This window comes from Methylorubrum populi (assembly GCF_002355515.1).
Taxonomy (GTDB): Bacteria; Pseudomonadota; Alphaproteobacteria; order Rhizobiales; family Beijerinckiaceae; genus Methylobacterium; species Methylobacterium populi_A.
In genome coordinates this window covers 584429-605824 of record NZ_AP014809.1, presented here as the reverse complement: position 1 = coordinate 605824, position 21396 = coordinate 584429, and the positions used below count along the sequence as shown (strand labels likewise).

General features: G+C 68.1%; 18 protein-coding genes. 8 read left to right on the top strand and 10 right to left on the bottom strand.

The window, feature by feature from the left end; all coding sequences use genetic code 11:
- Positions 1–275: 275 nt before the first annotated feature.
- Positions 276–1349 (bottom strand): hypothetical protein, encoded by a 1074-nt coding sequence (locus MPPM_RS02725; protein ID WP_173807868.1) that lies wholly within the window; start codon positions 1347–1349, stop codon positions 276–278.
- A gap of 303 nt (positions 1350–1652) precedes the next feature.
- On the opposite strand from MPPM_RS02725, the gene MPPM_RS28470 reads away from it, so the two are divergent.
- Positions 1653–1817, top strand: coding sequence for a hypothetical protein (locus MPPM_RS28470; protein ID WP_173807867.1), 165 nt, complete (start codon positions 1653–1655; stop codon positions 1815–1817).
- Positions 1818–1893: 76 nt separating this feature from the next.
- Here MPPM_RS28470 and MPPM_RS02720 read toward each other — a convergent pair whose 3' ends face one another.
- Complete coding sequence (locus MPPM_RS02720) at positions 1894–3258, bottom strand: RsmB/NOP family class I SAM-dependent RNA methyltransferase (RefSeq protein ID WP_096483714.1); 1365 nt, start codon at positions 3256–3258, stop codon at positions 1894–1896.
- 89 nt (positions 3259–3347) lie between these two features.
- On the opposite strand from MPPM_RS02720, the gene MPPM_RS02715 reads away from it, so the two are divergent.
- Entirely contained in the window at positions 3348–3587 is a 240-nt protein-coding gene (locus MPPM_RS02715) for a DUF1674 domain-containing protein (protein ID WP_096483712.1), read from the top strand.
- A gap of 79 nt (positions 3588–3666) precedes the next feature.
- Here MPPM_RS02715 and MPPM_RS02710 read toward each other — a convergent pair whose 3' ends face one another.
- The gene (locus tag MPPM_RS02710) at positions 3667–4437 is read right to left on the bottom strand and encodes an NAD kinase (RefSeq protein ID WP_096483710.1); all 771 of its coding nucleotides are present in this window, start codon (positions 4435–4437) and stop codon (positions 3667–3669) included.
- Between the two features lie 103 nt (positions 4438–4540).
- Here MPPM_RS02710 and cutA point away from each other — a divergent pair, with 103 nt between their 5' ends.
- Entirely contained in the window at positions 4541–4864 is a 324-nt protein-coding gene (gene cutA / locus MPPM_RS02705) for a divalent-cation tolerance protein CutA (protein WP_096483707.1), read from the top strand.
- 68 nt (positions 4865–4932) lie between these two features.
- On the opposite strand, the gene MPPM_RS28465 is transcribed toward cutA, so the two are convergent.
- Positions 4933–5094 carry a hypothetical protein gene (locus MPPM_RS28465; protein WP_173807866.1) on the bottom strand — a complete coding sequence of 54 codons (162 nt, stop codon included), beginning with the start codon at positions 5092–5094 and terminating at the stop codon, positions 4933–4935.
- 464 nt (positions 5095–5558) lie between these two features.
- Between MPPM_RS28465 and MPPM_RS02700 the strand changes: the two genes are divergently transcribed.
- Positions 5559–5942, top strand: a complete 384-nt coding sequence (locus tag MPPM_RS02700) for a PilZ domain-containing protein (protein WP_244573451.1) — start codon at positions 5559–5561, stop codon at positions 5940–5942.
- A 238-nt stretch (positions 5943–6180) separates the two neighbouring features.
- Positions 6181–7659, top strand: a complete 1479-nt coding sequence (zwf, locus tag MPPM_RS02695; RefSeq protein ID WP_096483705.1) for a glucose-6-phosphate dehydrogenase — start codon at positions 6181–6183, stop codon at positions 7657–7659.
- Positions 7660–7694: 35 nt separating this feature from the next.
- Here zwf and rocF read toward each other — a convergent pair whose 3' ends face one another.
- Complete coding sequence (gene rocF, locus MPPM_RS02690) at positions 7695–8624, bottom strand: arginase (protein ID WP_096483703.1); 930 nt, start codon at positions 8622–8624, stop codon at positions 7695–7697.
- Between rocF and MPPM_RS27775 the strand changes: the two genes are divergently transcribed.
- A complete protein-coding gene (locus MPPM_RS27775) occupies positions 8608–8955 on the top strand; it encodes a hypothetical protein (RefSeq protein WP_162296253.1) in 348 nt (115 codons plus the stop codon). The genes rocF and MPPM_RS27775 overlap by 17 nt on opposite strands.
- A gap of 106 nt (positions 8956–9061) precedes the next feature.
- Here MPPM_RS27775 and MPPM_RS02685 read toward each other — a convergent pair whose 3' ends face one another.
- The 3 genes from MPPM_RS02685 to MPPM_RS02675 form a co-directional block, all read right to left on the bottom strand.
- Positions 9062–11434, bottom strand: coding sequence for a PAS domain-containing sensor histidine kinase (locus MPPM_RS02685; RefSeq protein ID WP_096483701.1), 2373 nt, complete (start codon positions 11432–11434; stop codon positions 9062–9064).
- Between the two features lie 197 nt (positions 11435–11631).
- On the bottom strand, positions 11632–14268 hold the full coding sequence (pepN, locus tag MPPM_RS02680; RefSeq protein ID WP_096483699.1) for an aminopeptidase N: 2637 nt from the start codon (positions 14266–14268) through the stop codon (positions 11632–11634).
- A gap of 77 nt (positions 14269–14345) precedes the next feature.
- Positions 14346–15254: a hypothetical protein gene (locus MPPM_RS02675; protein ID WP_096483697.1), complete on the bottom strand. Its 909-nt coding sequence runs from the start codon at positions 15252–15254 to the stop codon at positions 14346–14348.
- A 407-nt stretch (positions 15255–15661) separates the two neighbouring features.
- Between MPPM_RS02675 and MPPM_RS02670 the strand changes: the two genes are divergently transcribed.
- A complete protein-coding gene (locus tag MPPM_RS02670; RefSeq protein ID WP_096483695.1) occupies positions 15662–16102 on the top strand; it encodes a VOC family protein in 441 nt (146 codons plus the stop codon).
- 52 nt (positions 16103–16154) lie between these two features.
- On the opposite strand, the gene MPPM_RS28460 is transcribed toward MPPM_RS02670, so the two are convergent.
- Positions 16155–16319 (bottom strand): hypothetical protein, encoded by a 165-nt coding sequence (locus tag MPPM_RS28460; RefSeq protein ID WP_173807865.1) that lies wholly within the window; start codon positions 16317–16319, stop codon positions 16155–16157.
- A gap of 100 nt (positions 16320–16419) precedes the next feature.
- Positions 16420–16929 carry a PAS domain-containing protein gene (locus tag MPPM_RS02665; protein ID WP_096483693.1) on the bottom strand — a complete coding sequence of 170 codons (510 nt, stop codon included), beginning with the start codon at positions 16927–16929 and terminating at the stop codon, positions 16420–16422.
- A 673-nt stretch (positions 16930–17602) separates the two neighbouring features.
- Here MPPM_RS02665 and MPPM_RS02660 point away from each other — a divergent pair.
- On the top strand, positions 17603–21268 hold the full coding sequence (locus MPPM_RS02660; protein ID WP_096483691.1) for a PAS domain S-box protein: 3666 nt from the start codon (positions 17603–17605) through the stop codon (positions 21266–21268).
- Positions 21269–21396: the final 128 nt, after the last annotated feature.

Genomic DNA, 21396 nt, shown 5'->3' with positions numbered 1-21396 from the left:
ATTGCATCAGCGCGTATTTAACGAATTGCTTCTTTCGGCAGGTTGAACGGAGCGTCGTCTTGGTGCGCGACACCAAGATCATCGATGGTTGGATTCGGTAAACTTATCGAAACGTGAAGGCAGTGCCGCGCAGATCTTTCTCACGCTGTTTCGAGCGTCGCGCTCGTCTGCCGCGATCCCATTTCGACGGCGCGGCCATTGGCCCGGCAATCGGTTTGGGGATGCCCCTCGTGCACGAGGCATCCCCGGGAAGCGTCACTCGAAGGCGAGGCCGGTCAGATCACCGGCATGCCCCCCAACCCCGCACCGATGGCGTAGCCTTCGCCGTAGAGCGTGCTGTGGGCGAAGTAGTAGACGCCGAGGAACAGCATCAGGGCGCTGGCATAGTAGACCGGGGCCAGGACCACATCCCGGCGGGTGGCGGGCACCCGGGCGTTGTCGGCGGCGATCGCGATCAGGACCGCGATGATGCCCGAGTGGCCGATGGCGTCGACTTTGCCGAACTCGACGATGGCCGAGACGAAGACCGCCGTCAGGATGATCGCCGAGGCGCGGCGCACCAGGGGCGTCCAGATCAGGGCGAAGGCCAGGGTGAACTCGATGACGCCGGCGGCCTGCATGAAGAGTTCCGGCGAGGCGCCCATCGTCATGCCGGGCTTGGCGGCGATCAGCGGATCGGTCCAGTGGGGGTAGGCCCACTTCTCGACGGAAGCCCACATCAGGGTGATCGCGGCGGCGATGCGCACCACGTCGATGGGGCGCTGGCCGAACAGGGTGCGATCGAAGGCGGTCAGCGCGAGGAAGGCAGCCACGCCGAGGAACACCGGATAATCGGCGAGGTGGAAGACGCCGTAGTTCCAGACGGCGAAGCCGAACAGGAACACGATACCGGCGGCGGTGAGGGGAAGGGTGCGTTTCCAGAGAAGCCCGGCGGCCATGGCGAGTTGCAGCCACGGGATCCAGGCGACGTCCGTCTTCAGCTCCGGTGTCAGGATGATCCCGCCGAGATTCCACAGCGAGACGAGAAAGAACCCCACCACCGCCCGAACGATCAGGACGCTGTTGACCCGAAGCAGCGCCGTGACGCGGTCGAGGGCGTTGAGGAGCGACGTGCCGAGCGGCGTGCCCTCGGTCAGGCAGCCGAACATCAGGCAGACGAGGGCGAGACCGGTCAGCCATTCGAAGTCGGTGCAGAGCACCTGTTCGAGACCGCGCGGCTGGCCGGCGACATCGAAAACACAAAACCATTTGACGTGGGCACTGGCGGCCCCCGTCCCGACGAGGAGAAAGCTTGCTGCGCCTGCAAGCATGACGGAAGAGCGCACCCAGAAGCTGGACACGGAAGTCATGGGGCCGCCGAAACGGGAGGACAGTTCGTTGTGTGAGAAATATTTAGCTCAAGTTGAGCGGGCTTGCTAAGGCTTTGTTTACTCACTTGAATGAATGGTTAATACCGTTTCGCAACATAAGTTGTGCAACGGGTAGGCCTCCGACATGGTTTGTCGCCGGCTATCCTTGTATCCGACGGATCGAGCTGGGGAGAACGGGGATAGCGGGGATGCCCCGCCGCACGGCTCGTGCGTTAACGTCGTCGTAAACGGCCCGGCGACCGCTGGAGCGGCGCCGCGACGGTCGCTCGACCGGGAGGATGGATGATTGCGCTGCTCAGTCTCGTGAGCTTGTCCTGCAGCGTCGTGCTGGCCGGCCGGGCCCCGCGTTACCCGGATTGGACCGCTCGGCTGGAGATGGCCGGCGGGCTCTCACTCGTGACGGGTTTCGTCATAGCCGGTGCCGGCCTGAAGGCCTATTGCTGCTGAGGGGCGTGCTGCGGGCGCCGGGCCGGCGAGCCGAGGGGCGCAGGATCACCGGTCCGGAACTCGGACACTCCCGGCTTCACCCCCGTTGCCGCAGCACGCTCGCGAAGAAGCCGTCGAGCCCGCCCGCCCGGCCGGTGCCGCCGGCGAGATGGCTCGGCAGGGTGCGCAGGTCGCCGGCGGCATCGATCAACTCGGCATGGCCGGCCAACTGGTCCGGGGTGACGGCGATCCGTTCGAAATCAGGGTTGCGGTTCAGGAAATCCGCGATCTGTCCGCCGCCCTCCTCGGACTCCAGGGAGCAGGTGCAGTAGACGAGGCGTCCGCCCGGGCGCGTCAGCCGCGCGGCCTTGTCGAGGAGCCGGCGCTGGAGGCCGGCGAGGCGGATCACGTCCGTCTCGCTCTTCGTCCAGGCGACGTCGGGGTGGCGGCGGATCGTACCGGTCGCCGAGCAGGGGGCATCGAGCAGCACCGCGTCGAAGGGCGCATCCTCCGGCAGTTCCAGGGCATCGGCCGCCCGCACCTCGGCACTGAGACCGAGACGCTCGAGATTGCGGCCGAGCCGTTCCAGCCGCGCGGCCGAGCGATCGACGGCGGTCACCGTCGCGCCTGCCGCCGCGATCTGCGCCGTCTTGCCGCCCGGCGCCGCGCAGAGGTCGGCGACGCGCTCGCCCGGGCCAGGTGCGAGCAGCCGCACCGGCAGGGCGGCGGCGGCGTCCTGCACCCACCACGCGCCCTCGGCATAGCCGGGAAGCTCGGCGACCGAATCCCGCACCTCGGCAAGACGGATCGATCCCAGGTCGAGGGAGAGGCCACCGAGCCGCTCGGCCCAGGTCTCGCGGTCGCGCGGAACGGTGAGATCCACCGCCGCGCCCTCCAGATGAGCGGCGGCGATGCGCTGCGCCTCCGCCTCGCCGTAGGTCGCCCGCCAGCGCCGGGCGAGCCAATCCGGCGTATTGTGCGCGAGCGGATCGCCCTCCTGCGCCCGGATCGCATCGCGCTGGCGAGCGATCCGGCGCAGCACGGCGTTGACGAGGGGCGCGAGGTGCTGGAGTTGCGCGTCCGCCTTGGCGAGGCGTACCGAGAGATCGACCGCGGCGTGGTCGGCGACCGCGAGATCGAGGATCTGCGCCGCGCCGGTCACCAGCAGGGCGAGGAGATGCGGCCGGTCTACCGGGAGGCCGTCGCGCAGGCGTGCGGCGAGCGCCGCCTTGATGAAGCCGAGCCGGCGGAAGCTCGCCGTGGCGATCGCCCGGGCCAGCGCGGCCTCGCCGGCGTCGAGCCGCGCGACGCGGCCGGCCTGGGCAAGGGCATCTTCGAGGGCGAGGCCGCGGGCAGGTCCGAGCAGGGTCGCCACAGCCTCGCGCGCGACGTGGCGCGCGGCGAGACCCGGTACGGTCGCGTCGAAGGCGGGCGGCGTTTGGCGGTTGGAGGTCGATGCCACGCGGGAAAGGCCGTTCTCAGCTAAAAGGGGTCGACGGGGTCTCGCCCCGGAGCCGATGCAGTCACATCTGTCGGCGAGGGATGCAAGCGATGAAGGAAATCGGCATGACCCAGGCGGGTACGCGGGAAGAGGTTGACCGGACGAACACGGAGACGCGCGCCTTGACCCCGGCGGCGCAGAGGGCGCTGGCGGAGGCGGCCGAGCGCCGCGCGGCCATCGACGCCCGCGCGGCCAAGATCGCCGAACGGCCCGAGACGCTGGGACGTGGCGGCCTGGAGCCGGTTCGCTACGAGGATTGGGAGGTGAAGGGCCTCGCCAGCGACTTCTGATAGGGTATTCACCCGACCCAAGCGGACAGCTCATCGGCGAGCCCGCGCAGAAGCCGGCCAAGCGCGTCGGCGAGCCGGATCAGCCGAACTGCTCGCGCAGGATGCGCTCCTCCAGGCTATGCCCGGGATCGTGCAGAAGCACGAGGTTGGTGGCGTGGTCGAGCCAGGTCTCCACCGTGCAGACCCGTCGGAACTCGGTGTGATCGGCCACCGCCGCGACGGGACGGTGCTCGGCGTCGATCACGTCGATGCGGATGCGGGCGTAGTTCGGCAGCAGCGCGCCGCGCCAGCGCCGGGGCCGGAAGGCCGAGATCGGCGTCAGCGCCAGGAGATGCGCGTTCAGCGGCAGGATCGGCCCACCGACCGACAGGTTGTAGGCGGTCGAGCCGGCAGGCGTGGCGGCGAGGATGCCGTCGGCGATCAGCTCGGGCAGGCGCACATGGTCGTCCACCGAGACCCGCAGCTTGGCGGTCTGGTGGGTCTGGCGCAGCATGTACACCTCGTTGATCGCCCGCGCCGTGTGGCTTCGTCCCTCCGTGTCGGTGGCGATCATCGTCATCGGGTGAATCGTCGAGCGCTTGGTCGCCTCCAGACGGTCGAGCAGCCCTTCCTCGCGGAACTCGTTCATCAGGAAGCCGACCGTGCCGCGATTCATGCCGTAGATCGGCTTGGGCGCGTTCATGAACCGGTGCAGCACCTGCAGCATCAATCCGTCGCCGCCGAGCGCCACGACCACGTCCGCCTCCTCGGGAGGAACGTGATCGTAGCGGCGCATCAGCAGGTCCGCCGCCTCCCGCGCGTCGGCCGTGGGGCTCGCCACGAAGGCGATCCGTGAAAAGCGACGCGGCATCCGTACAGTCAGCCCTGTTGACGGGAAGAGGCCGAGCCGGTCTCACTCGGGGCACGCACCGGACACCCGAGTGGACACCGGCCTGCCGAGGGAGAGCCATAGCATGGAGCGCCCGCTCCTCGTCTACACGACCTTTCCCGATGCCGCGATCGCGCTGGATGTCGGCGAGGCGCTGGTGCGCGCCCGCCTCGCGGCCTGCGTGAACGTGATCCCGGGGATGCAATCGGTCTACGCCTGGAAGGGCACGGTCGAGCGCGGCACGGAGGTGGTCGCCATCGTCAAGAGCCGCGAAGGCTTGGCCGACGCCCTCGCGGCCGAGCTAAAGCGGCTCCATCCCTACGAAACGCCGATCATCCTTCATCTGCCGGTCGCCGATGCCGATCCCGACACCGCCGCCTGGATCCGCGCGGAGACGGGCTTCGCGTGACGCGGTCGACAAGCGAAGGGCGCGGACTCCTCATCGGAGCCGCGCCCTCAAGTCGTCGGTCGGGCGCCTCAGGCGCCGACGAGGGGTGAGAGCCCGCGCTGCTGACGGGCGATGCTCGCCTCGTAGCGTTCGGCCTGCAGCCTCGTCAGGCCCGAGACGAGGGCCATGGACCCACGATAGACGGTATAGGTGCCGTCGTGGGTCGGTTTCACGCGGATGAGCTCGGACATGGGACCGCTCCCTGCCAGGGGTCAAACATCGAACGCGTCTCGATGAGAGCACGTTAATCAGCTGTTCATCGCTTGCAAGCCGGTTTGTGCTCGGCGTCACGAACTATTTTCGTTGCGGTGCAAGAAGAGCCGGCTTGTTTTGCAATGCGATAAGTCGCGTAAGACGCTGATATGGCAGATCGTTCAATGGCTACGTCTCGCGTTGTGGCGGATCCGGGGTCCGTATCGGGCCTGTAAGTGCTCATATCGCATGCGTAATCGAAAATACGTTTTCCGGCAGGGATGGGTTCTCTGATGAAGATGTGATCGGATCCGCGCGGGTCCGCGGCTTGGCGGAAGGATGGCCGGCCGCGCTGCACATCTTGCATCAACACTTTACCGATAGCGTGGGCCTCGAAACGCATCTTGCCGTGGCCCTTATGCCGAGCCCCCCTTCACCCGTTGGCGGTTTCCCGTCAGAGCTGATGTCGGAAGACGACTCTGCAACGGTCGAGACCTCTCCCACCGCGCGGCGCGAGGAGCGGACCGCCACCAACTGGATCGCACTGATCCGACTGTTCGACGGCACCGAGATACCGTGTAACATCAAGGACATCTCGAAGTCTGGGGCTAAGCTCGGCGTTCCCGAGGCCTACATCCTCCCGGCCTCGTTCATGCTCAGGATTCTGGGCCGGGACTTCGTTCTGCGGGTCAACCTCGCTTGGCGGAGAGGCAACTACGCTGGCGTGCGCATCGAGCGCATCGCCAAGCTGACCGTTGCCGAGGAGAAGAAGCCCGCGGCCACCGATCAGCTGCCCCCGAACTACAGCTCCATCGGCTCGCGCCGGAGCCGCGACTTCTCCGGCTGACAGGGCCGCAGCCGCCTGCGGCAGCGACGGCCTCTCCGGCAGCGGCCCGCCCGTTGCCCCGGAGTGTCGGCCGTTTGTTCGGCAGCGCACTTGCAAGGCCTCGCTGCGAACCGATAACCCACCGTGCCGGACGCCGCTGGGTGCTCCGTCAGACGATCGGGTGAGGGGCGCGGAGTTGCAGGAATGCTGTTCCGGCGCTTCTGAGCCTCGAACCCCGCGCGAAACATGGGAGCCGCGCTTGGCCACCATCATCCCCGTCTCGCCCTTCGATTACGTCGTGTTCGGCGCCACCGGCGACCTGACCCAGCGCAAGCTCCTGCCGGCCCTCTACCAGCGCTACCGCGACGCCCAGATCCCCGAGACAAGCCGCATCATCGGCGCCTCGCGCAGTCACATGACCGTGGAGGAATTCCGGGAGCACGCTCGGGACGCCCTGAAAAGCTTCGTGCCGCCGGCCGAGATCGACGAGGCGAGGCTCGCGGGCTTCCTCGATCACCTGTTCTACGTGGCGGTCGACGCGCTGGGCGACGACGGCTGGGACGAGCTGAAGACCCTGCTCGACGAGCGGCCCGACCGCATCCGGCCCTATTACCTCGCCACCTCGCCCGACCTCTACGGTTCGATCTGCCGCAACCTCGACCGTTACGGGCTGATCGGCGAGAACAGCCGGGTCGTCCTCGAGAAGCCGATCGGCAAGGATCTGAAATCGGCCCGCGCCATCAACGACGCGGTCGGCGCTGTGTTTCCCGAGAGCCAGATCTTCCGCATCGACCACTATCTCGGCAAGGAGACGGTGCAAAACCTGCTGGCCCTGCGCTTCGCCAACACGATCTTCGAACGACTCTGGAATGCCGACGTGATCGACCACGTGCAGATCACGGTGGGTGAGACGGTCGGCGTCGAGGGGCGCGGCGGCTACTACGACACCTCGGGCGCCCTGCGCGACATGGTGCAGAACCACATCCTTCAGCTTCTTTGCCTCACGGCGATGGAGAGCCCGATCTCGCTCGACGCCAATTCCGTGCGCGACGAGAAGCTGAAGGTGCTGCGCGCCCTCAAGCCCATCACCGCCGCCGACGTGCAGGCCGTGACGGTGCGTGGGCAATACGCGGCGGGTGCGGTCGGCGGGCGGCCGGTGGAGGGCTACCAGGCCGATCTCGGCAGCGAGGCCGCGAGCCGGACCGAGACCTTCGTCGCCCTCAAGCTCGAGGTCCGCAGCGGCCGCTGGGCCGGCGTGCCGTTCTACGTCCGCACCGGCAAGCGCCTGCCGAAGAAGCTGTCCGAGATCGTGGTGCAGTTCCGCGCCTCGCCCTTCTCGATCTTCCCCGCCGACGCCTTCGGGCGCGAGCCGAACCGCCTCGTCATCCGGCTCCAGCCGGAGGAGGGGATGAAGCTCGAAGTGATGACCAAGGATCCGGGGCCCGGCGGCATGCGCCTGCGCCCGACCAATCTCGACATCTCCTTCGAGGAGACGTTCAAGCAGCGCTATCCCGACGCCTACGAGCGCCTGCTGATGGATGTGGTGCGCGGCAACGCCACCCTGTTCATGCGCCGCGACGAGGTGGAGGTGGCCTGGGCCTGGGCCGACACCCTGCTCAAGGCCTGGGCCGACCGCCCCGAGCCGCCGCGCCCCTACGCCGCCGGAAGCTGGGGGCCGACCGCCTCGATCGCGCTGATCGAGCGCGACGGCCGCACCTGGCATGAGGAGATCGGCTGACTTCTCAGCCGCAGGAGGCGGACGGCGGGGGCCGCTCACGCCTCCAGCGGCGGCACGTCGGTCGGCCGGTCGATGATGCGGCGGCCGAACAGGCTCGCCACCAGCTCGACCAGCACCCGGGCGCTGCGCCCGCGCTCGTCGAGGAACGGGTTCAGCTCCACCACGTCGAGGGAGCCGACCAGCCCTGAATCGCACAGCATCTCCATGATGAGGTGCGCCTCGCGGAACGTCGCCCCGCCCGGCACCGTCGTGCCGACGCCGGGCGCGATGGTCGGATCGAGGAAGTCCACGTCGAAGCTCGCATGCAGGTGTCCGTTCTCGGCCGCCACCCGGTCGAGGATGCGGCGCAGCGGCGCCACGACGCCGAACTCGTCGATGGTGCGCATGTCGACGACGTTCACGTGCCGCTGCGTGACGATGGCCCGCTCCCCGGCATCGATGGAGCGCAGGCCGAACAGATGGACACGGCGCGGATCGAGCAAGGGACGCGGTTCGCCGTCGAACAGCGCGTCGAAGCCGGGCTCGCCACACAGGGCGGCCAGGGGCATGCCGTGGACGTTCCCGGAGGGCGAGGTCTCCAGGGTGTTGAAGTCGGCATGGGCGTCGAGCCAGAGCACGAAGAGCGGCTGGCCGGTGCGACGGCAATGGCGCAGGGCTCCGTCGATCGAACCGAGCGACAGACTGTGGTCGCCGCCCATGACGAGCGGCAGGCTCCCACCATTCAGGGCCGTTTCCACGGCGCGCGAGATCTCCGTCATCCAGGCGCGGATCGCCGGGAGGTCGCGCTGCTGCCCTGGCGTGCCGTCGGGGGTGAGATCACCGGCGTCGCGGACCGTGAGCCCGAGATCGTGCAACACCCGCATCAGCCCGGCGGTGCGCAGAGCGGCCGGACCCATCACGGCTCCGGGCTCGCTCGTGCCGATCTCGATCGGAGCGCCGATGAGTTCGATGGTCGACGACGGCATGGATGCTTCCCTTCAAGCCGAATCGGACATGACCGGTCCCGACGCCTCTTTGTCGTGCCAAGAGCGAAAGGACATCAACGATCGGGCGATCATCTCGGCTATGTCCGGCGGCCTCGTGATCGCCGCTGCACGTCTGGCGGGCGCCTGCGTCCACGGCTTCGGGAACGGAACCCCGTCACTGATCCCGTTCTTTGCCGTAGGTCGTTGTCAGCGGCGTGAAAGGTGCCTGAACAGCCGCGGGTGTCTGGCCGGCATGGCCCAAACCTCGGCGCCGACGTCTGGCGGCTCGCCGGAGGCTGGGGCCAAGCGCGGAACCGATCCGGGTCGTTGAGAGCATCGCTGCCCATGGAAGGGCAGGGGGCGCATCGCTATCGCCCGCCGCCGATCGCGACGCGCCTGCCGGGCACGGCGAGCGCCGTCCGACCGCAATCAGGCGGTCAGAGCGAGCGCTCGAGGGCCGTGACCGTGTCGACTTTGGCCCGCGTTGCACCGGCGAGTTCACCAATTGCCGTCACCGCGTCCCGCTCGGCTTCCCGGCCGACCTCGGCCAGACGGTCGGGGGTCGGCATCGGCAGCCGGACGAGCACCAGCGTGCCGACTCCTTCCTCGGAGCGGATGCGCAGCGAGCCACCGTGCAACTCGGCGGTGGAGCGGGCGATGGCGAGCCCGAGGCCGGAACCCTTGTAGCTGCGGGTGAGGTTGGTCTCGACCTGCTCGAACGGACGACCGAGCTTGGAGATCGCCGCCTTCGGAATCCCGATGCCGGTATCGCCGATGAAAAGATGGGCGAAGCCGTTGCAGGAGCGCCCGCGGAGCGCGACGCGACCGCCTTCCGGGGTGAACTTCACCGCATTCTGGATGATGTTGAGCAGGATCTGCTGAAGCGCCCGCTCGTCGGCCAGCACGCTCAGGGTTCCGGCCAGCTCGATATCGATCGAAACCGACTTGGTCGCGGCCTCCTTGGCCACCAGCGTCACCGCCGAGGCGAGCGCCGTATCGAGGTCGATGGAGCGGCGCACGAGCTTCACCCGCTTCGCCTCGATGCGCGACATGTGCAGGATGTCGTCGATGACCGAGAGCAGGTAGGTGCCGCTCTGCTGGATGTCGCGGCAATAGTCGGCGTAGCGGGGTGAGCCGAGCGCTCCGTAAACCTCGCTCTCCATCAACTCGGCAAAGCCCATGATCGCGTTGAGCGGCGTGCGAAGCTCGTGGCTCATATTGGCCAGGAACTCGGACTTGGCTTGGTTGGCGATCTCGGCGCGGGCCTTCTGGTCGAGGTGGCGTTCGGCGAGGTCGGCGAGTTGCTGCGTCTGGGTTTCCAGGGTGCGCCGGGAGCGCTTCAGGTCCTTGACCGTGCCGATCAGCTCGCGCTCGGAGGCGACGAGTTGCTCCTGGTGGCGCTTGAGGCTGGTGATGTCGGTGCCGACCGAGACGTAGCCGCCATCCTTGGTGCGGCGCTCGCTGACCTGGAGCCAGCGCCCGTCGGTGAGCTCGACCTCGAACGTGCGCGACGTGCCGCGCTCCGGACCGGGGATGCCTCGGCGCACCGGGGGGAGAGCGCCTTGCCCCATGATCTCGTCGTAGCGGCGGCCCGGCACCGCATCCTCGCTGGAGAGAGCGTGCAGGTCGCGAAACTTCGAATTGCACAGCACCAGCCGGTTGCCGGCGTCCCACAGCACGAAGGCTTCGGAGATCGCCTCCACCGCGTCGCGCAGGCGCATGTCGGCGGTGGCGGTGAACTCGGCGAGGCGGCGCTGCTCGGTGACGTCCATGGCGATGCCGACGAGGTGGCGACTGCCGTCGGTCGCATCCTCCACGATCTCGGCGCGGGTGCGCAGCCAGATCCACTCGCCGGAGGCGTTACGGATGCGAAACTCGTGATCGACGGTGGCGTGGCTCGCGGCGAGATGGCGGGCGAGGCTGTAGAGGTCGCCGTCCTCGACATGCAGCAGGGCGTTCACGTCGCCGAACGAGAGCAGGTCCTGTTCGGGGGTGTAGCCGAGCAGGGCGTACATCGAATCGGACCAGAAGATCGTGCCCCGGGCGATGTCCCAATCCCAAAGGCCGCAGCGCCCACGCCCGAGCGCCGTGTCGAGGCGCTGCTTGACCAGTTCGCACACCTCGTCGGCGGCCTGCGCCCGTTGCGTCTGAAGGATGTAGGCGGTGGCCATTCCCGCCAGCACGAGGGCGATGGCGGAAAGGGAAACCGCGTGATGTCCGAACATCCGCCACCAATCGGCGGTGATCGGCTCGAACCGCTGGATGACGGCGACCTCGCCGGACCCGTCGGCCAGGCGTCGCGCCGCGACGACGGCCTGTCCGCCGGCCTGGAGATTCACCGTCATCGCCCCGGCGCTCTCGCCGAGGATGGCGATGGGCTCTCCCTCCGCGAGATAGCCCGCGAAGGTGTCGGCCGGTGCCGGATGGGGATAGGCGGCGCGAATCCGTCCGGAGGGACCCATCACCAGAATTTCGCAGCCGGCCGGCAGCAGGTGGACGGGAAGAAGGCGCTCGAGCCGCGTTTCGGTGGCGGCCGCCTCGTTCGCGAGCGACAGGGCTGCGAGGCGGGCGAAGGCTTCGACCTCGCGGGTGGCCACGCGCATCGCCTGATCGTGGCGTCCGCGCATCTGCAGAACCGCGACGCCCAGCAGCGTCAGCATGAAGACGACGAGCAGGGCCGGAAGCGCGTAGCGAAGCCACGTCTCCGCCCGCATGAGACGAGCTTGCGCGGTGCCGGTCGTACGCTGGATCCCGAGGATCGTGTCCGCACGCGCGCGCGCGGACAGGGACGCGGAAACCGCCCCCGACATATCGCCACCTCTGCACTGTCTGGAAACGGCGCCTCAGCCTGGGCCGCGCCGGTTGTCTCGAATCGTATTCACATTGGACATCGCCGACGGACGTTTGTCCACGCGCATTTTGAAATCGACCGTTGACTCGTTGAGGCGCTTCGACGGTCGTTTTGACGACGGCGAGTCGCCGAAACGCTGTCTCAACAGAGTGTTAACTAGCCGGCCACGCTTCGTGTCGCGATATCGGACACATCGCGAGAAAGTCCGGGCGTGGCAACGATGCGACGCAGGGCGGCCTCGGCCACGGTTCGGCGTCCCGGCTCGAGGCGGCGCCAGGGTCCGAAGGCGGTCATAAGGCGCGCGGCGACCTGCGGGTTGGTGCCGTCGAGAGCCAGTACCGTTTCGGCCACGAGGGCGTATCCGGTGCCGTCCGGACGGTTGAACTGAGTCGGGTTGGCGAGGCTGAAGCTGCCGATGAGGGAGCGCACCCGGTTCGGGTTGGTCATGGCGAAGGCCGGGTGGTTCTGGAGGCGGCGGATCCGCGCCACCGTCCCGTCCTCGGGAATCATCGCCTGGATCGCGAACCACTTGTCGAGGACGAGGGGCTCGTCGGCGTAGCGCTCGGCGAAGGCGGTCAGCGCCGCCTCCCGAGCCTCGCCCGGCAGGAGCGCGAGGGTCGCGAGCCCGGCGAGCCGGTCCGTCATGTTGGTCGCCGCCTCGATCTGCGCCTGGGCGAGCGCCGTACCGGCCTGCGGATCGGCTGCGGCGATCAGGTCGAGGGCGGCGTTGCGCAGGGCTCGCCGCCCCGCGGCGGCGGCGTCCGGCGAGAAGGGAGTCCCCGAAGGCTCGGCCAATGCCTCGCGCAGGTGCGTCAGGCGCTCGCGCAGGCCCGAGCCGAGGCGGCGGCGCAGGTCCTGGCGTGCGGAGAAGATCGCGTCGGGGTCGGTCTCCGATCCGATCTCGTCGGCGAGGTCGCCCTCGCTCGGCAGGGCAAGGACTTGCGCGGCGAAGGCCGGATCGCACAGCGCCTCCGCGTCGAGGAAGGCATCCAGCGCGGCGACGAACGCGTCGGCGCCGGCGGTCTCCGAGGTCTCGCCGCGCGCCTCCCGCGCCATCAGGCCCAGAGCGACGCGCTGAGCCGCCTCCCAGCGGTTGAAACTGTCGGGATCGTGGCGCAGCAGGGTCAGGCGGGCGGCCTCGTCGAGGGAGCTCTCCACCCGTACCGGCGCCGAGAAGGCACGAAACAGCGAGGGAACGGGCTCGGCCGCCACATTCCCGAAGGTGACGGCATCCTCGGCCGCGTCGAGCACGAACACGCCGGCCTCGACGCGCTCGCTCGTCGCCGTGTCGAGAGGGCCCTCGTCGCCGACGAGGCCGAGGCGGATCGGGATGACGAGGGGCGGGGCATCCGCCCCGGCGCCGGGCCGCGTCTGCCGGAAGGCGAGGCGGTATGTCCTGGCGGCCGCATCGTAGTGGCCTGAGACGGCGACACGCGGCGTTCCCGGCCGCTCGTACCACTCGGCGAAGCGGGTGAGATCGCGGCCCGTTACCGCTTCGAAGGCCTTCAGGAAGTCCTCGACGGTCGCGGCCTTGCCGTCGTTCTCGGCGAAGTAGCGGTCCATTCCGGCGCGGAACGCCGTCTCGCCGATCAGCGTGCGCAGCATCCGCACGATCTCGGCGCCCTTCTCGTAGACCGTCGCCGTGTAGAAGTTGTTGATCTCGGCATATCGCTTCGGCCGCACCGGGTGGGCGAGGGGGCCGGCATCCTCCGGGAACTGGCGGGCGCGCAGGTTGCGCACCTCGGCGATCCGGTGGACCGCCCGCGAGCGCATGTCGGACGAGAATTCCTGGTCGCGGAAGACAGTGAGGCCCTCCTTCAGGCAGAGCTGAAACCAGTCGCGGCAGGTGACCCGGTTGCCCGACCAGTTGTGGAAGTACTCATGGGCGATGATCGCCTCGATCGCCGCATAATCGGCGTCGGTCGCGGTCTCGGGTGAGGCGAGCACGTATTTGTCGTTGAAGATGTTGAGGCCCTTGTTCTCCATCGCCCCCATGTTGAAGTCGGAGACGGCGACGACGTTGAACACGTCGAGATCGTAGGCCCGCCCGAACGCCGTCTCGTCCCAGGCCATGGAGCGCTCCACCGCGTCGAGCGCGTAGGCCGCCCGGTCGCCCTTGCCCGGCTCGACATAGACCGCGATCTCGACCTCCCGCCCCTCCATCGTGGTGAAGGACTTGGAGACGCGGTCGAGCCGCCCGCCCACCAGCGCGAACAGATAGGCGGGCTTGGGCATCGGGTCGTGCCAGACCGCGTAATGCCGATCCGTCCCCGCTACCTCACCCGCCTCGACCGGATTGCCGTTGCCGAGCAGGACCGGGGCGGCCTCCCGCTCCGCCTCGATGCGGGTGGTGTAGATCGAGAGCACGTCCGGCCGGTCGAGGAAGTAGGTGATCCGGCGAAAGCCGTCGGCCTCGCATTGCGTGCAGTAGACGCCGTTCGAGCGATAGAGGCCCATCAGCCGCGTGTTCGCGGTCGGATCGAGCCGCGTCTCGATCCGTAGGGTGAAGGGGCGCTGTGGCGGCGCGTGCAGCGTCAGGCCCGACGGTTCGGCCCGGTAAGCATCGGGTGCGAGCGAATGCCCGTCGAGTTCGAGCGCCAGCAGGGTGAGGTCGTCGCCGTCGAGCAGGAGGGGAGCGCCGGCGCGGCCCGCCGGGTTCGGGCGCAGTGCCAGGGTCGCGGTCACGCGGGTGTCGTGTGGGTCGAGGCGCACGTCGAGTTCGACCCGGTCGATCAGGTGATCGCTCGGGCGATAGTCCTCGAGGCGGACGGTCGGGGGCGTCTCGGTGCGCATCGGGCAGGGCTCGCCGTCGGGAAAGGGTCCTGCCTTCTAGAGGTGATCCCGTGCGAGCGGAATCCGTCACGCGGTGATCAGACCGCGGAGCGTGCCTGTTCCGCCTGATGCCGCAGGGCGAGGCGGTAGGTGAGGTCGCTCTGAGCGAGACTGCCCGCGATGAAGCGGTCGAAGGCGGCGACCCAGTGCGGCGTGAGATGGATGTAGGCGTTGCGCGGCCCCGAGCGGACGAGGAAGTTCCGTTCCTGCGCCACGGCCAGGATGTTGCGCAGATGGCTGCGCGAGACGGCGAAGCGTGGCGCGAGTTGGACGAGATCGGCCTCGCGGATGCGGCTTGCCGGATCGCTGCCGCCCATCTCGAAGAGCGACAGCAGGATGATCAGCGCGCTGGTGCTGCTGAGGAAGAAGATGATCTCCAGGTTGCTCCACATCATCGCGATGATCGCGTCGAAGGCCGCGACGGCCGATCGGGCATGGGCGGCCTGGAAGGCAGGGTCGCGCCGACGCGCCGGACCGAATCCCGGATCAGGGTAGAGAACTTCGAGAGCCGCGTAGTGGGCCGCCATCCAATCGCGGTCCCAGGCCAGGAGGCGCTCGGTGGGGCACAGGAGGCGCACGCGGTTGTCGTCCGGCTGCTGCCGGAGTTCGACGTAGCCGGTTTGTACGAGGCGCGCGACAAAGCTGTCGATCAGCCTCGGACTAGCGAATCCGAAGCGGGCGACGGTGTCCTTGAGCCGGCTGAGGGTCGGCCAATTCGCCCGGTCGGCCGGATCGTAGCCGGCATGCTGACAAACGATGATGGCCAGCGTGGTGACCCGCCCGGCATCCGCCCCGAACTGGGCGGGAAACACGCCTGCTTCGTAGACCTTCGCGTGCTCCGAGACGAAGACTCGGCGCGCGATCGGAAAGTCGGGATGACCCAAAATCTGCTCGGGAATTGCGTGTTCGATCTCGCCGATCCCGCGGATGATCGAGCCTGTCTTCACGCACGGGACTCCGAGCCGGGCGTGTCCGATCGGCCGACCGTTAAACTCAGAGCGGGAGAGACTTTGCTCCGCTTGGTTTGTGGACGCGTAGACTCACTTGGGGCGGCCTCGTGCGGATTGGACAGCATTGCAGAGAATGATTTTCTCCAATTTGTCAGATTCATCTTCCGCATCGGGTAATAGAGGTTTCTCGATGCCCAGTATGTGATGCGATGATGCGTGGCAATTCCGATGATTCGGCGAATTTGTCAAAGAAACGTGACCGCACATCGCTGTGGGCGGCCGCGCGCCGTTACGTTGCTCTGCCGGTTGCGCAGCGATGTCGAGTGCGGGTCGGCCGGCGCCCGTTGACGGGTGGCCGCCCCGGACCAGATAGCCGGCCATACCTGTCATCAACCGGTCTGGCCATGGAATACCTGCACACGATGGTCCGCGTTACGGATCTCGACCGCGCGCTCGCCTTCTACGTCGATGCCTTCGGCCTCAAGGAAGTGCGGCGGGTCGAGAACGAGAAGGGCCGCTTCACCCTCGTCTTCCTCGCTGCCCCGGGGGACGTTGAGCGCGCGGAAGCGACAAAGTCGCCCCTGATCGAGCTGACTTACAATTGGGATCCGGAGGAATATTCGGGCGGGCGCAATTTCGGGCACCTCGCCTATCAGGTCGATGACATCTACGCCTTCTGCCAGCGGCTGAAGGATGCGGGCGTGACCATCAACCGGCCCCCGCGCGACGGGCACATGGCCTTCGTGCGCTCGCCTGACGGCATCTCCATCGAGATCCTGCAGAAGGGCGGATCGAAGCCGCCGCAGGAGCCCTGGTCATCCATGGAGAATACCGGCACCTGGTGAAGCCAGCGGGTGGGCGCTCATGCACGGCGTCTGGGGCGCCCACCCGGATCGGTCAGGCCTCGACTTTCGGCGTGATGCCGAGTTCGGCGAGCTTGGCGCACACCGAGTCGATCGGCCGCTTCAGCCTCAGGCTGATGACGGACACAGGTACGCCCTCGCGGGCCATGCTGCGCAGGCTCTGGACGGCGTCGAGGCTCCAGTTGGTATCGACCGACATGGTTTCCTCCCTTCTTCTCAGGCTGCGGGGCGCTCCGGCGGATCATTCCCCGGATCGCCACACTCGAACGAGGTGGATCGCCGCCTCAGCGCCGGCAACGTCACGCCGAACATCTGTGCATGCCTGAAACTTGAGCAGCCCGCAGAGTCGGCCGGCCCTGAAGCGGGTTACGGAACGCGATGCGGCGCCCGGGCCGCTCCACCTTGAGCAGGATGTTTGAGCCGCCGACTACGGCACCGGTCCTGTCACGCAGGGCCGTGGGATAGGGCATGAAGGCCATCCGGGTGCCATCCGGCCGTTCAAGGCCCACCTGAAGGCCGCGAAGCATGCGGCCTTCCCTCAGGGTGACCGCCATGGGCGAGAGGTCGTGCGGCAACGGCGTGCCGTCCGCCTCGAACAAGCGCCACGAACCGCACCAGCGCGCCTTCCCGAGCACCGGGCGAAAGCCCCAGAGCTGCGCGGCCGCGTCATTGTAATAGGTCAGCCAGCCATCCGAGTCGGTGGTGTAGAGAGGTGCATCGATCTGCCGGAACAGATCGGCGCGCGACGGCTCATGGTTCCAATCCGAGTCCGGAGCGTCGAAATCGTAAGCGAAATCGTCCGTGTTCATCAGGCTCCCCACGACCTGCGGGCATTCGAAATGCCCGCTGCCAGCACTTCGTGCCCCCCTCTGTCATGGGTTCCTGGGGACCCTCCGGCGCTTCGGCCGGATCGGTGGGTCCTTCGGCGCGGCGCCGGGGCGCCACCCTCCAGATCGTCCAACCCTTGCGGGATTGTGCCTCGAAGCTTCCGGGGGCGGTCGCTCCTCGACGCCATGAACAGCCTATTGGCCGAACTGGGCTCTCTCGCCGGGTCTGATGCGGACATCCGTAGAATGCACGTCTCGCATGATCAGGCAAGCACCTCCTTGTCATTTCTCCTATTGATCGGCATCGCAGTGCCGATCGGACTTGCTGCGGCGCAAAATTGGACTGACTCTCATGTGGTCTGTGACCACACTCGTCACAAACGATAGAACGAATACGACATTTGTTTTATATTGTCCGGCGTGGAACCCTCGTTCGCGTCCAGATCATGCCTCGCGAAGCGGCGCAGACTTTTCGCAGACGGCGCGCTTCCCCGTGTTTCCGATGTGATTCGGGATCGTATCGGCCGGCGTTTCGCCTCGCCGCGGCTCGCAAGCGCGTTTGCATCGGGTATGAAGTCCTGGCCGCCTTGAGCCTCGGAAGCGCCTTGTCGATCCTTTGTACAGACACGCGATACGGCTATCGGAGCCTCGGTCGATGATCGCGGCGGCTATTCCAGCTGAGTTCCGTTTCCTCGAGGAAGGGGGCGTGACCGGTCGTGAGATCCTGGCCCACGATTGGGCCGATACGCCGATCGGTCCCCTGGCGGATTGGCCGGTTTCCCTGCGCTCGACGCTGGCGACGATGCTGTCCTGCCCGGCAGCGATGTTTCTCGCCTGGGGGCCGGAGGGCATCTCCTTCTTCAACGATGCCTACCGGCCGATCTTCGGCGACCGGCTGCCCCGCGCTCTCGGGGCACGTTTTCGCGAGATCTGGGCCGACCTGTGGGACGATATCGGCCCGATGGTCGATGCCGCCCTGCGCGGCGAGAGCGTGGCTCGGCGCAACCTGCCGCTCGTCATGAACCGACACGGCGCGCCCGAAGAGAGCTGGTGGAGCTTCACCTACTCGCCCGTGCGCGACGACGGGGGGCGCATCAACGGCATGCTCTGCGTCACCGCCGAGACCACTGCCGAGGTGCTGGCCGAACAGGCTCGCCGCCGCAGCGACGATCGCCTGGAGCTGGCCCTCTCTGCCGGCGGCAGCATCGGCGTCTGGGATTGGGACGTGACCGCCGATCGCGTCACGGCCGATCCGCGCTTCGCGGCTCTCTACGGTGTCGATCCGGACTGGGCAGCCGCGGGGGCGCCGGTCGGCGCCTTTTTCGCCGGCGTGCATCCGGAGGACCTGCCCGGCTTGAAGGCGAGCATCGACGCGGTCCTGCGCACCGGCGGCCGCTTCGAGGCGGAGTACCGCCTCGTCCAGAAAGACGGCAGCATCCGCTGGGTCGCCGCGCAGGGACGTTGCACGCTCGCCGCGGACGGGACGCCGCAGACCTTCCCCGGCGTCAGCTTCGACATCACCGCGCGCAAGCGCACCGAGCAGGCGCTTCGCGACAGCGAGGACCGTTTCCGCGGCATCATCAACTCGGTCGACCAGATGATCTGGACGACGCGTGCCGACGGCTATCACGACTTCTACAACGACCGTTGGTACGACTATACCGGCGTACCCAAGGGGTCGACGGACGGCGAGGAGTGGAACGGCATGTTCCATCCCGACGACCAGGACCGGGCCTGGGCGGAGTGGCGGCACGCCCTTGCCACGGGCGACACCTACCAGATCGAGTATCGGCTGCGCCACCGTTCGGGCATCTACCGCTGGGTGCTTGGCCGAGCTCAGCCGGTGCGCGATTCGGACGGGCGGATCGTGCGCTGGTTCGGCACCTGCACCGATATCCACGACCGCAAGCTCGCGGAAGAGCGGCAGGCCTTCCTGCTCGGACTGAATGACCGACTGCGGGAGGCGGACGATCCGCAGGCGGTGACGCTGGCCGCCGCCGCGACGCTCGGTGCCCATGTCGGCGCGGCCCGGGCCGGCTACGGCGAGATCGACGGGACGGGAGAGATCGTACGGGTCGAGTGCGACTGGACCCGCGACCCCTCGGTCATGAGCCTCGTGGGCGGGTCGCGCATCCTCGATGGGTTCGGTCCGGCCGCAATCGCGGAGTTGCGGGCCGGGCTCACCCTCGTCGTCCAGGATTGCTACGCCGATTCCCGCGCCGGGCCGACCTATGCGGCGATGTGGGATTCCATCGGCTGCCGGTCGCTCGTCGTCGTGCCGCTGATCCGCGACGGGCAGCTGCGGGCGATCCTCTATCTGCACGAGCCGCAGCCGCGGGTCTGGCGCCCGGACGAGATCGGACTCGTCGAGGACGTCGCCCAGCGCGTCGGTCACGCCGCCGAGCGCGCCCGTGCCGAGCAGTCCGAGCGCGCCAATGCCCGCGAATTGCGCCTGATCGCCGATTCGCTGCCGGTCCTCATCGCCTTCTTCGATGCGGACGGCCTCTGTCGGTTTGCCAATGCCGCCAGCGCCGACTGGTTCGGCCTCGATCCGGCGGAGGCGGTCGGACGCCCTCTCGCCACCCTCGTCGGCACCAGGGCGTCCGACGAGGCGCAGTCACGTTTCGAGATCGCGCGCGGCGGCCGCGAGGTCCGCGCTGAGCGGGTCTGGCCGCGCCAGGACGGCAGTTCCCGCACCGCCGACATCCGCTACCTGCCGCGGCCGATGCCGGACGGTTCGACCGACGGCGCCTACCTGTTCGTCTCGGACATCTCCGACGCCAAGCGAATCGAGGCGATGCTGGAGCGCGAAGTCGGCGAACGCACCCGCGAGCGCGACCGGCTCTGGCAGACGACCAACGATCTGATGGGAACGGCGGCTCTCGACGGGCGCCTGCGCAGCGTCAACCCGGCCTGGGAGCGGCTACTCGGCTGGAGCGAGCGGGAACTGCTGGAGCAGCCCTTCCTCGCCTTCATCGAACCCGAGGACCATGCCGGGACCGGTGCGGCGCTGGCCCGGCTCGGCGGGAGCGAGCGGGTCGCGGATTTCGTCGACCGCATCCTGACCCGGGACGGCCGGCGGCGCACGGTGATGTGGACCGCGGTGCCCGAGGGCGATTGCTTCCACATCGTCGGCCGCGACATCACCGAGCAGCGCCTCGCCGAGGAGCAGTTGCGGCAGGCGCAGAAGATGGAGGCGGTCGGACAGCTCACCGGCGGCATCGCCCACGACTTCAACAACCTCCTGACCGGGATCGTCGGCTCGCTCGATCTGATGCAGACCCGCATCGGTCAGGGCCGGGTCGATTCACTCGAACGGTACATCCAGGCGGCCCTCTCCTCGGCCCACCGCGCCGCATCGCTGACCCATCGCCTCCTCGCCTTTGCCCGGCGCCAGCCGCTGGAGCAGAAGCCGGTGGATGTGAACGCGCTCGTGACCGGGATGGAGGACATGCTGCGGCGCCCCCTGCCCGAGCAGGTCCGTCTCGAGATCGTCGCCGCGAAAGCCGTCTGGCCCACGCTCTGCGATCCGCACCAACTCGAGAACGCGGTGCTCAACCTCGCCATCAACGCCCGCGACGCGATGCCGGAGGGCGGGCGGCTGGTGATCGAGACCGGCAACGCGCGGCTCGAACCCGGCGATCTGCGCCTGCATCCGGAGGCGCGCGAGGGCGCCTATGTCTGCGTCCGCGTGACCGATTCGGGCCTCGGCATGCCGCCGGACGTCGCGGCGAGGGCCTTCGAGCCGTTCTTCACGACGAAGCCGCTCGGTATGGGAACGGGTCTCGGCCTCTCGATGATCTACGGCTTCGCCCGGCAGACGGACGGGCATGTCAGCATCAGCTCCGAACCCGGCCGGGGCACGACGGTGACGATCTATCTGCCGCGTCACCACGGCGCCTTGCCCGCCGATCCGGAGCCGGTCGCACCGCCCGAGCCGATGCGGTCGGGGCGCAACGAGACGGTGCTCGTGGTCGAAGATGAGCCGATCGTGCGCGATCTCGTCGTGGAGGTGCTGTCCGACCTCGGCTACCGGACCATCGAGGCCCAGGACGGCCCCTCCGGTCTGGAGGTCGTGCGCTCGAAGGCGCGGATCGATCTCCTCGTGACCGATGTCGGTCTCCCCGGTCTCAACGGGCGCCTGCTCGCCGATCAAGCCCGTAGCCTGCGTCCCGGATTGAAGGTGCTGTTCATGACGGGCTACGCCGAGAACGCCCTCTTCGGCGGCAGCCGGCTGGAACCGGACATGCAGATGATCACCAAGCCCTTTCCGGTTGAACTGCTGGCCGCCCGCATCCGTGAGATGATCGAGCATTCGTGAAGCTTGACCGCGGCGCGCTGTGCGGCGAGGGCTTGCCCGGCGGAGCGGATTTGTCGACTTGTGGACGGCTCGGAACGGCCCAACCCTGGGGACGTTGACCGGCGCGGAGATAAAGTCGTTTTCAAGCT

Bases quoted from the DNA above. Each gene is read 5' to 3' on its own strand.
- MPPM_RS02660 (WP_096483691.1), top strand. From the start codon at position 17,603: ATGATCGCGGCGGCTATTCCAGCTGAGTTCCGTTTCCTCGAGGAAGGG.
- MPPM_RS02685 (WP_096483701.1), bottom strand. From the start codon at position 11,434: ATGTCGGGGGCGGTTTCCGCGTCCCTGTCCGCGCGCGCGCGTGCGGAC.
- MPPM_RS02700 (WP_244573451.1), top strand. From the start codon at position 5,559: ATGTCGGAAGACGACTCTGCAACGGTCGAGACCTCTCCCACCGCGCGG.
- MPPM_RS02715 (WP_096483712.1), top strand. From the start codon at position 3,348: ATGAAGGAAATCGGCATGACCCAGGCGGGTACGCGGGAAGAGGTTGAC.
- MPPM_RS02665 (WP_096483693.1), bottom strand. From the start codon at position 16,929: ATGAACACGGACGATTTCGCTTACGATTTCGACGCTCCGGACTCGGAT.
- MPPM_RS02670 (WP_096483695.1), top strand. From the start codon at position 15,662: ATGGAATACCTGCACACGATGGTCCGCGTTACGGATCTCGACCGCGCG.
- pepN (WP_096483699.1), bottom strand. From the start codon at position 14,268: ATGCGCACCGAGACGCCCCCGACCGTCCGCCTCGAGGACTATCGCCCG.
- rocF (WP_096483703.1), bottom strand. From the start codon at position 8,624: ATGCCGTCGTCGACCATCGAACTCATCGGCGCTCCGATCGAGATCGGC.
- MPPM_RS02725 (WP_173807868.1), bottom strand. From the start codon at position 1,349: ATGACTTCCGTGTCCAGCTTCTGGGTGCGCTCTTCCGTCATGCTTGCA.
- MPPM_RS02710 (WP_096483710.1), bottom strand. From the start codon at position 4,437: ATGCCGCGTCGCTTTTCACGGATCGCCTTCGTGGCGAGCCCCACGGCC.
- MPPM_RS27775 (WP_162296253.1), top strand. From the start codon at position 8,608: ATGGTCGACGACGGCATGGATGCTTCCCTTCAAGCCGAATCGGACATG.
- MPPM_RS28470 (WP_173807867.1), top strand. From the start codon at position 1,653: ATGATTGCGCTGCTCAGTCTCGTGAGCTTGTCCTGCAGCGTCGTGCTG.
- MPPM_RS28465 (WP_173807866.1), bottom strand. From the start codon at position 5,094: ATGTCCGAGCTCATCCGCGTGAAACCGACCCACGACGGCACCTATACC.
- cutA (WP_096483707.1), top strand. From the start codon at position 4,541: ATGGAGCGCCCGCTCCTCGTCTACACGACCTTTCCCGATGCCGCGATC.
- MPPM_RS28460 (WP_173807865.1), bottom strand. From the start codon at position 16,319: ATGTCGGTCGATACCAACTGGAGCCTCGACGCCGTCCAGAGCCTGCGC.